Genomic DNA, 14,851 nt, shown 5'->3' on the forward strand with positions numbered 1-14,851 from the left:
GCCGCTCAGCGCCGCGTCTCCCCGGCCAGGCGCGCGGCCTGCGGGTTCCACTCCAGCGTGTCCAGCCAGGCCGGGTCGAGCTTGGGGGTGGAGGCGTGGAGCAGCCGCGAATAGGGGTGGCTCTCCGCGCCGCCGAAGGCGGACGGCTCCAGCTCCTCCACCTTCTCGCCGGCATACATCACCGCGATGCGGTCGCAGATCGACTGCACCAGCGAGAGATCGTGGCTGATGAAGATGTAGGAGAGGCCGAGCTCCCTCTGAAGCTCGCGCAACAGCTCGATGATGGCGGCGGCCACCACCGTGTCGAGGGCGGAGGTGATCTCGTCGCAGATCACGAGTTCGGGCTCGGCCGCGAGCGCGCGGGCGAAGTTGACGCGCTGCTTCTGTCCGCCCGACAATTCGCCCGGAAGGCGGTGCTTCAGCGTGCGCGGCAGGCGCACCATGTCCAGAAGCTCGTCCACCCGCGCCTCCCGGCGCGCGCCGCGAAGACCCTTGAAGAAGGTGAGGGGGCGGCCCAGGATGTCGCCCACCGGCTTGGCGGGGTTGAGCGCGGTATCGGCGAGCTGGAAGACGATCTGCATCCGCCGAAGCTGGTCGCGGCTGCGTTCGCGGATCGTGCGGCCCAGCTCCTTCCCCTCGAAGACCACCGAGCCGGAAACCGGCGCCACGATGCCCGCGATCGCCCGCGCGAGGGTGGACTTGCCGCAGCCCGATTCCCCGATGATGCCGAAATTCGAGCCGCGCTCCATGCGCAGGCTCACCGATTTCAGGACGACGAGCCTGGGCGTGCCGTCCTCCTGCAACGGGCCGTAGCCGGCCACGAGGTCGCTGACGTCGAGGATGGGCCGCGGTGGCGCGCCCGCCTCGGGCAGGCGCGCGCGCTCCGCCAGGCCCGGCCGGAAGGCGGCGAGCAGCTCCTTCGTATAGGGGTGCCGCGGCCGGGAGAGGATATCCTGCGTGGTGCCCTCCTCCTGCACCTGCCCGCCCTTCAGCACCACGATGCGGTCGGCGATCTGCGCGACGACCGCCAGGTCGTGCGAGACATAGACCCCCGCCGCGCCCCGTTCCTTCATCACCGACTTGAAGGCGCGCAGCACCTCGATCTGCGTCGTCACGTCGAGGGCCGTCGTGGGCTCGTCGAAGATGACCAGTTCCGGCGAGCCGATCAGCGCCATGGCCGCCGAGAGGCGCTGGAGCTGGCCGCCCGAAACCTGGTGCGGATAGCGCGCGCCGATGCTCTCCGGCTCGGGCAGGGCGAGGGCGCGGAACAGCTCCACGGCGCGCTCGCGCGCCTCTCGCGCCGGCATCAGGCGGTGGATCAGCGCCACCTCGATCACCTGGTCCATGATGGTGCGCGCGGGGTTGAAGGCGGCGGCCGCGCTCTGCGGCACATAAGCCACCTCGGTGCCGCGCGCCCTGGCCCTCTGCTTCTCCGTCAAGGCGGCCATATCCTTGCCCGCCACCATGATGCGGCCGCCCACGATGCGGCAGCCGGGGCGCGCATGGCCCATCAGCGTCAGGGCGATGGTGGTCTTGCCCGATCCGCTCTCGCCGATCAGGGCGACGATCTCGCCATGGGCGACATCGAGGTCCACCCCCTTGATGATCTCCACCTTGCGCCCCGCATCGGTGGTCGCCTCGACCTTCAGCCCGCGCAGTTCGACGAGATTGGCCATTCAGGCGCTCCGGTCCCGGATCTTGCGGGGCAGATTGTCGATCAGGAGGTTCACCGCGATGGTGAGGCTGGCGATGGCGATGGAGGGGAAGATCACCGCCGGCGCGCCGAAGGGCAGGCCGCCGATATTCTCGCGCACCAGCGCGCCCCAGTCGGCGAAAGGCGGCTGCACGCCCAGCCCCAGGAAGGAGAGCCCGGAGAGGAGGAGCACGATGAAGACGAAGCGCAGGCCGAAATCGGCCAGCACCGGCCCGATGATGTTGGGCAGGATCTCCGAGCCGATCAGATAGGCCGTGCGCTCGCCGCGCAGCCGCGCGACCGTCATGAAGTCCTGCGTGTTGACGTTGACGGCCAGCGCCCGGGCGAAGCGGTAGGCGCCCGGCGTGTAGATCACCGCGAGCGTGAGGATCAGGACGGGGATGGAGGGCCCGACGCCGGCCACGACGACGAGGCCGAAGAGCTTGCTGGGGATGGAGTTCAGGGCGTCGAGGAAGCGGCTGAGGGCGCTGTCGAGCCAGCCGCCCGTCACCGCCGCCGCCATGCCGAGGGCGACCCCGCAGAAGCAGGCGAGCATGACGGCGGCCAGCGATATGCCCACCGTGTAGCGCGCGCCCATGAGCACGCGCGAGAAGATGTCGCGGCCCAGATAATCCGTGCCCATCCAGAAATCGGCCGACACCGGCCCGAAATAGTCCCAGTCGACGATCTCGCCCACCGGATAGGGCGTCAGCATGGGTCCGAACAGGGCGACCAGTGCCCAGAAGATCACGATGGCAAGGCCGAACAGGCCGACGGCGTTGAGGGAATAGCCGAGCTTTCGCGAGCCGCGCGCCAGGGGGCCGGCCGCCATCAGCGCAGCCTCGGATTGGACAGGATGGCGATGAGGTCGGCAAGCGTGATGAGGGCGAGGTAGCCGATGCAGAAGATCATCGCGCAGCTCTGGATGAGCGGCAGGTCGCGCGTGGCCACCGCGTCCACCATCAGCTTGGCGATGCCCGGATAGTTGAAGATCGTTTCCACGATGATGACGCCGCCGAGCAGGTAGGAGAGCGAAAGCGCCACTGCGTTGACGATGGGGCCGAGAGCGTTGGGAAGCGCGTGGCGCAGCACCTGCCGCCGTCGCGAGGCGCCCTTCAGGAGCGCCATCTCCACATAGGGCGTGTTCAAGGTGTCGATCACGGCCGCGCGCGTCATCCGGATCATCTGCGCGCAGATGACGAAGGAGAGCGTGATGACGGGCATGGCGTAGACGCGCAGCATCTGGCCGATGGACTGCACGTCGTTGGCGAAGGAAAGCGCGGGCAGCCATTGCAGCCAGACGGCGAAGATGAGGACGGCGGAGGTCGCCACCATGAACTCGGGCACGGAAATGACGCCGACGGTGAGGATGGAGACGATGCGGTCGTAGAGCGAACCGCGCAGGGTGGCGGCCGTGATGCCGAGGAACAGCGCCACAGGCACCGCGAAGAGGGCGGTGACGGCGGCCAGCCGCAGCGTGTTGGCAAGTCGCTGCCCGATGAGGTCGGAGATCGCCATGTTGTTGGCGTAGGAGGTGCCCAGATCACCGGAGGCGAGGTTGGCCAGCCAGCGCAGGAAGCGCCAGATGGCCGGCTCGTCGAGATTCATCGCCGCCCGCAGGCCCGCCACCGCCTCCGGCGTCGCGGCCTGTCCCAGGATGATCTGCGCGACGTCGCCGGGCAGCATCTCCGTCGCGAAGAAGATGACGAAGGACACGATGACGAGGCTGACCAGCGCGATGACAAGCCGGCTCGCCAGAAGGGACAGGATGCGGTGGTTCAAGGGCGCTTCCTTGCCAGTGGCCGTGATGGTCGCGGCGGGGGCGGCGCTCAGCCCTCCAGCCACACATATTCGGCGAAGGCGTAGCCCATCTGGCCGCCCAGCGGGTTCGGCTGGAGCCCCTTCAGCCGGGTGGAAAGGGCATCCACGTTGGAGAGGTAGACCGGGATGATCGTGCCGGCCTCTTCGGCGACCATCACCTGCATCTCGCCGTAGATCTCCTTGCGCCGCTCCTCGTCGAGCAGGCCGCGCGCCTCCAGGAGCATGGCATCGAAGCGCTCCGACTTGTAGCGGCTTTCGTTCCAGGCCGCATCCGAGGCGTAGAGCAGCGAGAAGAGGATGTCGGGCGTGGGGCGCGGATTGATGTTGCCGAAATGGACCGGCGCCTCCAGCCAGTAGTTCGACCAGTAGCCGTCCGAGGGCACGCGCTGCACGTCGAGCGTGAGCCCCACCTCCGCCGCCGCCTGCTGCACCACCATGGCCATGTCGATGGAGGAGGAGGCCGCCTCCGAGGCGACGAGCGGGATGGACTGGCCCAGAACGCCCGCCTTCTCGAACAGGGAGCGGGCGCGCTCGGGGTCGAAGGGCTTGGGCTGGAGCTGGGCGTTGTAATAGGGGGAGGAGGGCGGAACCGGCTGGTCGTTGCCGATCTCGGCAAGACCGCGCATCACCGACCGCTGGATCTGCTCGCGATGGACCAGATACTTCATGCCCTCCACGAAATCGGCCTTGTCGCCGGGGGACAGGTCGAGCCGCATGTTGAGATTGGTGTAGTTGCCCGAGGTCGTGACCGAAAGCTCGACGCCCGGCTGGCTTTCGGCCAGGCGCATGGAGCGCGGGTTGATGGAGGCGGCGAGCTGGATGTCGCCGGACAGGAGGGCGTTGACGCGCGCCGTATCGTCCGGGATCGCGAAATACTCGAAGGAGTCGAGATGGGGCCCTTCGCTCTTCCAGTAGGATTCGTTGCGCACGGCGATGGAGCGGTTGCCGGGCTCGAAGAGCTCGCAGCGGAAGGCGCCGGTGCCGTTGGCGGTGGAGAAGTCGGAGGTGCCCTCCGCCAGGATCATGAAGTGATGCATGGCGAGGATGGTGGGCAGGTCGGCGTTCGGCGTCTCCAGCGCGATCTCGACGGTGCGCGGATCGAGCGCGCGGATCGCAGTCATCTGGCTCGCCATGGCGTTGGCGCGCGAGGCGACGGCCGGGTCGAGATGGCGGTTGAGCGAGAAGACGACGTCCGCCGCCTCCAGCGTCTTGCCGTCGTGGAAGGTGACGTCCGGCTTGAGGCGGATGGTCCAGAGCTGCGCGTCATCCGTTTCCACGCTTTCCGCCAGCTCCATCTGCACCGTGCCCTCCCGGTCCAGGAAGGTGAGGCGGTTGTAGAAGGCGCAGCTTCGCACGTAATCGGTGGAGAGCGAGGCCCGGGCCGGGTCCAGCGTGTCGGCCGTGGAGGAGGACCAGCCGGCGGCCTTCAGCGAACCGCCGGAGACCGGCGTCTGCGCCAGGGCGACGGTGGCCCGGCCGAGGACGGTGCCCGCCGCCATCGCGCCGACGCCGCCGGCCATGAGGAGCTGGAGAAGTTCGCGGCGGGTGGCGCCCCGGCGAATGGCGTCTTCCACCATCGCGTCGTCGGCACGGGACCAGTTGGTGATGCGATCGGTCATCGTCGTTTCCCCTGTCTTGCTGTGGCGCGCATGGTCCGGCCCCGGATGGCGGGGATGTGGTCGGCCTCCCGTCGGCTCAGGCCGCCTCGGCCCGCTCCGCCGCGTCCGCAAGGGCGGCCATGGCGGTGAAGTGGTAGTCGGGCTGCGTGAAGGCCTGCGGCTCGATGGTCCCGCCATAGCCGCTCAGCCCGTGGCGCCGCTCGATCCAGCAATTGGCAAGGCCAAGCCGCCGCGAGATTCCGATGTCGTGATACTGGCTCTGCGCGACATGGAGGATGTCGTCCTTCGAACCGCCCTCGGCCTCCACGAAGGCGAAGACCTTTTCGAAGAAGGCCGGGTCCGGCTTTTCCGTGCCCGTGTCGTCGGTGGTGAAGGCGGCGTGGAACGGCTCTCCGAGCTCGGTCGAGAAATGCGAGAAGGCCCAGCGCTGCGCGTTGGTCATGGCGATCAGCCGGTAGCGCTTCGAAAGCCGCGCCAGCGCCTCGGCGCTGTCGGGAAACGCCTTCCAGTCCCTCACGCTGTCGCGCAGCCGTCTGCCGGCCGCCGGCTCCGCCGGCAGGCGAAGGCGCGGGGCGATCTCCAGATAGACGCGCTCCAGATCGTCCGGGAACAGGCCCGCCTCGGGCAGATAGCGGGCCGCGCGGTAGAGCGCGAGCGCCGCCTCCCCGTCCACCGCCACGCCCGCTTCCCGGCCGATCTCCTCGAGGCACCGCGTGATGCCCCCCTCGAAATCGATCAGCGTGCCGACGACGTCGAAGGTCATGTACCGGAAATCGACGAGACGTCTGGTCAAGGGCTGGCTCCTTCGCCGTGGTTGCCGGTGCGGCCGGGCTTTCAGGACCGGTCGCACCCTGTCTCACTTCCCTCATACTGCCGGACCCCGTTCATCGAATTCGCCGAACTCGGCGGCTTGGCAGCACAAAATTGCGAATAAGAGAGGCAGCACGCAATATTGCCGAAGAGAGCGGCAGTTTCCAGCCTTGTCCCATGGCCCCGCGCCCGAGGGACCGGTTCAGCCCAGCGCCTGGCTGGCAAGGGCGAAGAGCTTGAAACCGCCCGCGCCGTTCGCCGGCCGTTCCGCCCGGCGCATGGCGATGCCGCCGCCGACCGGGGCAAGGCCCCGTTCCTCGAGCCACGGGCCGAGGCCCGCCTCCTCCGGCACGTCCACGCGCATGAAACGGCCGGGACACTGCGCGAAGAGGAGGGAAAGGAGGTCGCGCGCCTCCTCGCCGCTGCGCGCGACGACCGGGCCGGCCATCGCCCCGCGCCCGAAGGGCCGAAGCGCCGCGAAGCCGCCGCCCTTCGCCACGGCGATGCGCCCGGCCGAGGCGAGGCGCGCCAGGAGCGCGGTGCGGTCCACGCTCGTGGCCTCCCGGTCTATGGCGGCAAGACGCGCGATGTCCGGGACGGGATCGAAGGCGACGGCCCCGCTCGGCGCGCCGGGCGGGGCCGCGAGGATGCCTTGGTGCTGGCACACCGCGCCCCGCGCTTGGAAGCCAAGTTTTTCGTAGAGCGGCAGTCCCTCCGCCGTCGCGACGAGGCGGCATTCCCGGTCTCCCGCGGCCTCCAGCACCGCCGCCATCAGCCGGCGCCCGAGCCCGCGCCCCCGCATGGCGGAATCGACGATCACCATGGCGATGGCGGCCGCATCCTCGCCGAACGGCACCATGAGCGCCGTGCCGAGGACGCATCCTCCGCGTGTTGCGGCCACGCCGCGCCCGAGCGACAGGACGAGGTCCCAATCCTCCGCCCGATGGGGCCAGCCCTCGGCGCGCGACAGCGCAACCGCTCCTGCCAGATGGGCGGGGGTGAAGTCGCAAAGCTCGATCGCGTCCATCCCGGCATTCTCCCGTCGCGGTTCGCAGAGAGCAATAGCCCGGCGGGCGCAGGGGATCGTTGCGAGGAACAGAGGCGCTCGACATCTTCGCCTTTGCGCGCGCGGCCCCGCCGCATCTTGTGCCGCGCCCGCAATCTCGTGCGGGCGGCCCGGGCGATACGGAACAATCTGCTTCGCCCGCCGCCCAATGCAGCGGACGCCGTCCGATCGGGCGCCTATGATCGTGGACGGCGAAGGCGCAAGGCGCCGCCCGCGAGGATGATCCGAGAGAGACGATGACCCAGTTCCGGCCGAAATACGTGACCTTCGACTGCTACGGCACGCTCACCCGTTTCCAGATGGCCGAGGCCGCGCGCGAGATCTACGGCCCGCTTCTGGACGAGCCGCGCATGGCCGCCTTCGTCCGCGATTTTGCCGCCTACCGCCTCGACGAGATCCTCGGCGACTGGAAGCCCTATGGGGAGGTGATCCACAACGCGGTGGAGCGCACCTGCCGCAAGAATGGTGTCGCCTTCCGGGCCGAGGACGCGCTGGACATCTATGAGCGCGTGCCGACATGGGGGCCGCACCCGGACGTGCCGGAGGGCCTCGCCAAGGTGGCCCGCGAGATACCCCTCGTCATCCTGTCCAACGCGATGGATGCGCAGATCGTCTCCAATGTGGAGAAGCTCGGCGCGCCCTTCCACGCGGTCTACACCGCCCAGCAGGCCGGCGCCTACAAGCCGCGCCTGCGCGCCTTCGAATACATGTTCGACATGCTGGGATGCGGGCCGCAGGACGTGCTGCACTGCTCCTCCTCCTTCCGCTACGACCTCATGTCCGCGCACGATCTGGGCATCCACAACAAGGTGTGGGTCAATCGCGGCCACGAGCCGGCCAATCCCTATTACGGCTATACGGAGATCCGCGACATTTCCGGCCTGCCCGCCGTCGTCGGCCTGTAGGAAGGGCACGCGCCATGCGCTTCACCTCCTACTGGCACGACACCGCCCCGCGCTTTGCCGGGGCCGAGAAGGGGCCGCCGGACGGCCGCTACGACGTGGCCGTGGTGGGCGGCGGCTTCACAGGGCTTTCGGCCGCGCGCAGGCTGGCCATGGAGGGCGCGCGGGTCGCCGTCCTGGAGGCGCGCCATGTCGGCTTCGGCGCCTCGGGCCGCAACGGCGGCCACCTCAATAACGGGCTTTCCCATTCCTACATCGCGGCGAAGGCGGAACTGGGCGTGGAGCGGGCCAGGGCGCTCTACCGCGCGCTCGACGACGCGGTGGACAGCGTGGAGCGGATCGTGGCCGAGGAGGGCATCGACTGCGCCTTCCGCCGCTGCGGCAAGCTCAAGCTTGCCTCCAAGCCGGCGCACATGGCGGGGATCGCCCGCAATTTCGAGGCGGTCCATGCCGAGATCGACCCCGACACCGCGCTTCTGACGGCCGGCGAGCTTGCCGGCGAGGTCGGCTCGCCCGGCTTCCATGGCGCGATGCTGTCGAAAAAGAGCGCCATGATGCATATGGGCCGCTTCGTCACCGGCCTGGCCGACGCCGCCGTGCGCCACGGCGCGTCGATCTACGAGAACGCGCCGGTCACGGGGCGGCGCAAGGCGGGCGGGCGGCACGAACTGACATTGGCGGGCGGCAGCCTCTCGGCGGACAAGGTGCTTCTGGCGGGCGGGGCCTACACCTCCGGCCCGTTCGACTATTTCCGCCGCCGCATCGTGCCGGTCGGCAGCTACATCATCGCCACGCGCCCCTTGAGCGCCGAGGAGATGCAGGCGACGCTGCCGGGCGACCGCACCTATGTGACCTCCTTGAACGTCGGCAACTACTTCCGCCGCGCGCCGGACGACCGGCTGATCTTCGGCGGGCGGGCGCGCTTCTCGGCCCGCTCCGATCCGCGCTCGGACGAGAAGAGCGGCGCGATCCTGCGGCGGGCGCTGGCCGGCATGTTCCCCCATCTCGCCGATGCGCGGATCGACTATTGCTGGGGCGGCATGGTGGACATGACCCGCGACCGCTACCCGCGCGCGGGCGAGGCGGACGGAGTGCATTTCGCCATGGGCTATTCCGGCCACGGCGCGCAGATGTCGGTGCAGATGGGCGAGGTGATGGCCGAGGCGATGCTCGGCCGCGCGGACCGCAACCCGGTCGCCGGCCTCGACTGGCCGGCGATCCCGGGGCATAGCGGCAAGCCGTGGTTCCTGCCGCTGGTCGGCCTCTACTACAAGGCGCTGGACCGCTTCCGGTAAGGGACGAGGCGGCGGCTTCTACCCGAGGCCGCCGATGTGGAAGCTCTTGGCCTCCAGATATTCCTCGATGCCGATACCGGCCCCCTCGCGTCCGAGGCCAGATTGCTTGACCCCGCCGAAGGGGGCGACTTCGGTGGAGATCGCGCCGGTGTTGAGCCCCACCATGCCGAATTCCAGCGCTTCGGCCACGCGCCATGAGCGCTTGAGGCTTTCGGTATAGAAATAGGCGGCCAGGCCGAAGGGCGTGCCGTTGGCGATGGCGATGGCCTCCTCCTCCCGCTCGAAGCGGAAGAGCGGGGCGATGGGGCCGAAGGTCTCTTCGGCGGCGAGCTGCATGTCCGTCGTCGCCCCGGCCAGAACCAGCGGGCGCGTGAATTGCGGCCCCTGCGGCATCGCGGCGGGCGGCGCCGAGACGATCCGCGCGCCCTTGCGCGTCGCGTCCTCCACATGGCGGTCGATCTTCTCGATGGCGGCACGGTTGATCATCGGCCCGATATCGACGCCCGCCTCGGTGCCCGGCCCGACCTTCATGGCCGAGACGCGCGCGCACAGCCGCTCGGCGAAGGCATCGTGAATGCCGGCCTGAACCAGGATGCGGTTGGCGCACACGCAGGTCTGCCCGCCATTGCGGAACTTGGAGGCGATGGCCCCTTCCACCGCAAGATCGAGATCGGCGTCGTCGAAGACGATGAAGGGCGCGTTGCCGCCGAGCTCGAGGCTGAGGCGCTTGATGGAATCGGCAGACTGGCGCATCAGCAGCGCGCCGACGCGCGTCGAGCCGGTGAAGGAGATCTTGCGCACGGCCATGTTGCCGGTCAGCTCCGCCCCGATCTTCTCCGGCAGGCCGGTGACGATGTTGACGACGCCCTCGGGAATGCCCGCCCGCTCCGCCAGCACGCCGAGCGCGAGCGCGGAATAGGGCGTCAGGTCCGACGGCTTGATGACCACCGTGCAGCCGGCCGCCAGCGCCGGGGCCACCTTGCGGGTGATCATGGCGGTCGGGAAGTTCCAGGGTGTGACCACGCCGCACACGCCCACCGGCTCCTTCAGCACCACGATGCGCCTGTCCGGCGCGGGCGAGGGGATGGTGGAGCCGTTGATGCGCCGGGCTTCCTCGGCGAACCATTTCACGAAGGCCGCGCCGTAGCCGATCTCGCCGCGCGCTTCGGCGAGGGGCTTGCCCTGCTCGGTGGTGAGGATCAGGGCCAGATCCTCCAGATTGTCCAGAATGAGGCGGTGCCAGCGTTCCAGAAGCGCGGCGCGCTCGCCATGGGTGCGCTTGCGCCACGGCCCGAAGGCGGCCTCGGCCGCCTCTATGGCGGCGCGCGTGTCGGCGCCGTCCGCGTCCGGCACCGTGCCGATCGTGCCTTGCGTGGCCGGGTCGACGACCTCGATGGTCGCGCCCGAGCGCGCGGCCACCCACGCGCCGCCGATGAGCTGCGCCTGCCGCAGGAGGTCGCTGTCCTTCAGTTCCATGGGGCTTTGTCTCCCGTCAGGCCAGTTCGTCGAGCACGGCGGCGGTGATCGCCCCGGTGCGGTCGCGGCCCGGCACCGTGCCGATGCCCCGGCGCGTTGCGCCTTCCACCGCGCGCATCACGCTGGCGGCGGCCTTCGCTTCCCCCAGATGCTCCAGCATGAGCGCGCCCGACCAGATGGCGGCGATGGGATTGGCGATGCCCAGATGCGCGATGTCGGGGGCCGAGCCGTGGACGGGCTCGAACATGGAGGGGCCGGTGCGGTCCGGGTTGATGTTGGCCGAGGCCGCAAAGCCCAGCCCGCCCTGGATCGCGGCGCCGAGATCGGTGAGGATGTCGCCGAAGAGGTTGGACGCCACCACCACGTCGAGGCTTTCGGGCGCCATCACCATGCGCGCGGCCATGGCGTCGATATGGTAGCTCGTCACCTCCACGTCCGGGTAGTCGGCGGCGAGCCGTGCGGTGATCTCGTCCCAGAACACCATGGAGTATTTCTGGGCGTTGGATTTCGTCACGGAAGCAAGCTTGCCGCGCCGCTTGCGCGCTTCCTCGAAGCCGAAGCGCAGGATGCGCTCCACGCCCGCGCGCGTGAAGATCGAGGTTTCCACCGCCACCTCGTCCGCCGTGCCCTGGTGAACGCGCCCGCCCGCGCCCGAATACTCGCCCTCCGTGTTCTCGCGGATGCACAGAATGTCGAACTCGCCGGCGCGCAAGGGGCCCTCCACCCCGGGCAACAGCCGGTGCGGGCGGATATTGGCATATTGCACGAAGGCCTTGCGGATGGGCAGGAGAAGGCCGTGGAGCGAAACGGAATCCGGCACCTCGGCGGGCCAGCCCACCGCGCCGAGGAGAATGGCGTCGAAGCGCCTCAGCGTCTCGATCCCGTCCGCCGGCATCATCGCGCCGGTCTGCCGGTAGAAGGCGCAGGACCAGGGAAAGCTCTCGCCCTTCAGCTCGAAGCCCTCGCGGTGCGCGGCCGTCTGGAGGACATCCCAGGCGGCCGAGGTCACGTCGGTGCCGATGCCGTCGCCGGGAATGAGCGCGATGGAGTGGGTTTTCAAACGATCCTCCTCAAGGTCCGATCGGGACGAACCCGGCGGCCGGGGTCCCGGCCACTCTTGTAGCTGCCTGTGCCCCGGATGTGAGCCCCGCGGACGACCGTGGCCGCCTCGGGCGGCGGGGCAGGCTTGCGGGAGCCGGCCGAGCCTATGGCGCAAGGTCCCGCAGTTTGCATCGTGTCCGGGGCCGCGGGCGACGGATTATCCCGTTCGGCGCGGCGCCGCGGCGAAATCTTCGGCCGTCCGGCGTTTCGGGCAAGGGCGGCGCTGTCAGTAGCCACGGCCCGGCTGGACGAGGCCCGACATCGGCTCGCCCCGCCCGTGCCGCGCCAGATTTGCGGCGATCGGCTGGGCGATCATATCCACGCTGGTGATGCAGGCGATGTGCGGGGTGAGGAGAATGCGCGGGTCGCTCCAGAACGGGTGTCCCGGCGCGAGGGGCTCCGGCTCGGTCACGTCGATGACGGCGGCCCGCAACCGGCCGCTGTCGAGCGCCGCCATCAGGTCCGTATGGTTGAGCTGCCGCCCGCGCCCGGCGTGAACCAGGGCCGCGCCCTCGGGCAGGCGGGAGAACAGGCCGGCATCCAGAATGCCTTCGGTCTCCCGCGTCAGGGGCAGGAGGCAGACGAGGATGTCTGTGTCCGCGAGGAACGGGCCGAGGCCCTCGGCGCCGTGATGGCAGCGTACGCCCTCGATGGAATGGGCGCTGCGCGCCCAGCCCGCCAGGCCGAAGCCGAAGGGCCTCAGGGCCTCCAGCGCGCCCCGGCCCAGTTCGCCGAGCCCCATCACCCCCACGCGCCGCTCGCTCGCCGGCGGCGGCACGGCCACCTTCCCCCAGACTTCCCGGCGCTGCTGCGCCACATAGGCCGGAAGGTCGCGGTGCAGGCTCAGGACGGCCATCGCGACATATTCCTGCATCATCGCCGTCAGCCCCGGATCGATCACGCGCACGAGAGCCACATTGTCCGGCAGGCGGCTGCGCAGGAACTGGTCCACCCCCGCCCCGACCGAGAAGACGATCTCCAGCGCCGGGAAGGCGGAAAGGTCTTGCGGAGCCTCCCAGGTGAGGATGTAGCGGATATCCGCCCGGTCGAACGGTTCGCCGGGCAGCACGACCGCTTGCCCGGGCGCGATCGCGGCCAGGCGCTCGCGAAGCCTCTGGCCGCGAACGGCGTCGATATTGGCGAGGAAGGTCATGCCGATCCCTGTCGAAGCAAGGTCAGAGATGGTCGCCGCGCACGTCCAGCGCGTCGCGCAGGCCATCGCCGATGAAGTTGAAGCCCGTCACGGCCACGGTGATGGTGATGCCGGGGATGATGGCCAGCCAGGGCGCGCTGGCGAGATATTGCTGGGCGCCGTTCAGCATGTTGCCCCAGCTCGGCAGCGGCGGCTGGATGCCGTAGCCGAGGAAGCTGACATAGGCCTCCAGGAGGATGGCGCGCGCCACCGTGAGCGTGGCGGCCACGATGATGGGGCCCATCGCGTTGGGCAGGATCTCGCGGAACATGATGTGCGTGCTGCGCAGCCCCAGCATCCGCCCGGCCATGACGAAGTCCCGCTCGCGCAAGGAGCGCACCTCCGCCTCCACGATGCGAGCGACCTCCATCCAGCTCGTGAGGGCGATGATGAGCGTGATCATCACCGGGCTCGGCTGGAGCAGGGCCGCCAGCGCCAGGAGCAGGAAGATCGAGGGGAAGGAGAGGAAGGCATCGACGAAGCGCATCAGGGCCGCGCCGACCCACCCGCCCGAATAGCCGGCGACCACGCCGATCACCGCGCCGATCAGGGTCGAGAGCAGCATGGCGAAGAAGCCCACCAGCAGCGAGATGCGCCCCGCCACGAGAAGCCGGGCCGCAAGGTCGCGCCCCAGCGGGTCGGTGCCCAGGTAGTGATCCCCCGTCAGCGGCGGCGAGAAGCGCGCCCGCAGGTCGATATACAGCTCGTCATAGGGCAGCAGATACGGGCCGACGACGCAGGCGAGCGTCAGAAGCGTGATCATGGCCAGCCCGACGAGCGCCAGGCGGTGGCGCATGAAGCGGCGCACGCCGCGGCTCTGCCACCAGTGCGACGGGGCGGGGGAGGCGATGACGCTCATGCGGGTCTCCAGGATGGGGCGTCGCGCATGTTCTCAACCCACCCGGATGCGCGGATCGACGGCGGCGACCACGAGGTCGGCGATCAGGTTGCCGGCGAGCACGAGGATGGCAGAGAACATCAGGAGGCCCATCACGACCGGATAGTCGTTGTAGCCCAGGCTATCGAGAAACAGCCGCCCCATGCCGGGCCACGTGAAGACGGTCTCCGTGACGAGGGCGCCGCTGAGAATGTTGGGAAGCTGCATTCCGGCCAGCGTGATCATGGGAAGAAGCGCGTTGCCCACGACATGCTTCATCAGGACGCGCCGCTCGGTCAGCCCCTTGGCGCGCGCGGTCTTCACGAAGTCCTGGTTGATCACGTCGAGCGTCGCGGTGCGCATGTAGCGGCTCCAGATCGCGACATTGACGAAGGACAGGACGATGCTGGGCAGGATCAGATGGTGCAGGTAGTTCATCACCGACCCGTCGCCGATCGTGTACATGTTGCCGGCCGGCAGCCACCCCAGCCGCAGCGAGAAGATGTAGATGCCCACGAGGCCGAACCAGAAGGTCGGGATCGAAAGCGCCACCATGGCGCCGATGGTCGCGGTGTAGTCGAAGAGCGAATAGCGGTGCGTGGCGCCGCGAATGCCGATCCAGGTGCCGATGGCGATCGCGATGGCGGTGGACGTGCCCATCAGAAGCAGCGTGGCGAAGATATGCCGGCCGATGACGCTGAGCACGGGCTGGCCGTCGCGATAGGAGGTGCCCCAGTCGCCCTGCACCAGCCGCCAGGCCCAGTCGAGATACTGCACCGGCAGCGGCCGGTTCAGGCCCATCTGCTCGGCGATGCGGTCCATGGCTTCCTGCGTCATTCCAGGCGTGAGCGCGAATTGCGACAGCGGCCCGCCGGGCGTCAGGTTGAGAACCGCAAAGCCGATGATCGAGACGATGACCAGAAGCACGATGCTTTGCCAGAGGCGGTTCAGAAGATATCCGGCCATTCACGTTCCTGTCGTTCGACGCGCCGCCGCCCG

At 69.2% G+C, this 14,851-nt stretch carries 13 protein-coding genes; 2 read left to right on the forward strand and 11 right to left on the reverse strand.

Annotated features, from left to right (window positions below):
* Positions 1-5 precede the first annotated feature (5 nt).
* The 6 genes from J7654_RS06660 to J7654_RS06685 all read right to left on the reverse strand — a co-directional run bounded on the left by J7654_RS06660 (position 6) and on the right by J7654_RS06685 (position 6,970).
* Entirely contained in the window at positions 6-1,676 is a 1,671-nt protein-coding gene (locus J7654_RS06660) for an ABC transporter ATP-binding protein (protein ID WP_209739234.1), read from the reverse strand.
* Positions 1,677-2,525, reverse strand: a complete 849-nt coding sequence (locus tag J7654_RS06665) for an ABC transporter permease (protein ID WP_209739236.1) — start codon at positions 2,523-2,525, stop codon at positions 1,677-1,679.
* Entirely contained in the window at positions 2,525-3,475 is a 951-nt protein-coding gene (locus J7654_RS06670; protein WP_209739238.1) for an ABC transporter permease, read from the reverse strand. Before J7654_RS06670 ends, J7654_RS06665 begins: the two co-directional genes overlap by 1 nt.
* 47 nt (positions 3,476-3,522) lie before the next feature.
* A complete protein-coding gene (locus J7654_RS06675) occupies positions 3,523-5,133 on the reverse strand; it encodes an ABC transporter substrate-binding protein (RefSeq protein WP_209739240.1) in 1,611 nt (536 codons plus the stop codon).
* A gap of 76 nt (positions 5,134-5,209) precedes the next feature.
* A complete protein-coding gene (locus tag J7654_RS06680) occupies positions 5,210-5,896 on the reverse strand; it encodes an HAD-IA family hydrolase (RefSeq protein WP_209740286.1) in 687 nt (228 codons plus the stop codon).
* 249 nt (positions 5,897-6,145) lie between these two features.
* Entirely contained in the window at positions 6,146-6,970 is an 825-nt protein-coding gene (locus J7654_RS06685) for a GNAT family N-acetyltransferase (RefSeq protein ID WP_209739241.1), read from the reverse strand.
* A 275-nt stretch (positions 6,971-7,245) separates the two neighbouring features.
* On the opposite strand from J7654_RS06685, the gene J7654_RS06690 reads away from it, so the two are divergent.
* Both J7654_RS06690 and J7654_RS06695 read left to right on the forward strand, forming a co-directional pair.
* Complete coding sequence (locus J7654_RS06690; protein WP_209739243.1) at positions 7,246-7,914, forward strand: haloacid dehalogenase type II; 669 nt, start codon at positions 7,246-7,248, stop codon at positions 7,912-7,914.
* Between the two features lie 14 nt (positions 7,915-7,928).
* Positions 7,929-9,206, forward strand: a complete 1,278-nt coding sequence (locus J7654_RS06695; protein ID WP_209739245.1) for an NAD(P)/FAD-dependent oxidoreductase — start codon at positions 7,929-7,931, stop codon at positions 9,204-9,206.
* An 18-nt stretch (positions 9,207-9,224) separates the two neighbouring features.
* Here the strand turns inward: J7654_RS06695 and J7654_RS06700 are convergent, their stop codons facing one another.
* From J7654_RS06700 to J7654_RS06720, 5 genes are all read right to left on the reverse strand, one after another.
* A complete protein-coding gene (locus J7654_RS06700; RefSeq protein ID WP_209739247.1) occupies positions 9,225-10,682 on the reverse strand; it encodes an NAD-dependent succinate-semialdehyde dehydrogenase in 1,458 nt (485 codons plus the stop codon).
* Positions 10,683-10,698: 16 nt separating this feature from the next.
* Positions 10,699-11,742, reverse strand: a complete 1,044-nt coding sequence (locus J7654_RS06705) for a tartrate dehydrogenase (RefSeq protein WP_209739249.1) — start codon at positions 11,740-11,742, stop codon at positions 10,699-10,701.
* A 267-nt stretch (positions 11,743-12,009) separates the two neighbouring features.
* Positions 12,010-12,936, reverse strand: a complete 927-nt coding sequence (locus tag J7654_RS06710; protein WP_209739251.1) for a 2-hydroxyacid dehydrogenase — start codon at positions 12,934-12,936, stop codon at positions 12,010-12,012.
* A gap of 22 nt (positions 12,937-12,958) precedes the next feature.
* Positions 12,959-13,834, reverse strand: a complete 876-nt coding sequence (locus J7654_RS06715; RefSeq protein ID WP_209739253.1) for an ABC transporter permease — start codon at positions 13,832-13,834, stop codon at positions 12,959-12,961.
* A 33-nt stretch (positions 13,835-13,867) separates the two neighbouring features.
* On the reverse strand, positions 13,868-14,818 hold the full coding sequence (locus J7654_RS06720; RefSeq protein WP_209739255.1) for an ABC transporter permease: 951 nt from the start codon (positions 14,816-14,818) through the stop codon (positions 13,868-13,870).
* Positions 14,819-14,851: the final 33 nt, after the last annotated feature.

Origin of the sequence: Aureimonas populi (genome assembly GCF_017815515.1) — a bacterium.
GTDB classification, from domain to species: domain Bacteria; phylum Pseudomonadota; class Alphaproteobacteria; order Rhizobiales; family Rhizobiaceae; genus Aureimonas; species Aureimonas populi.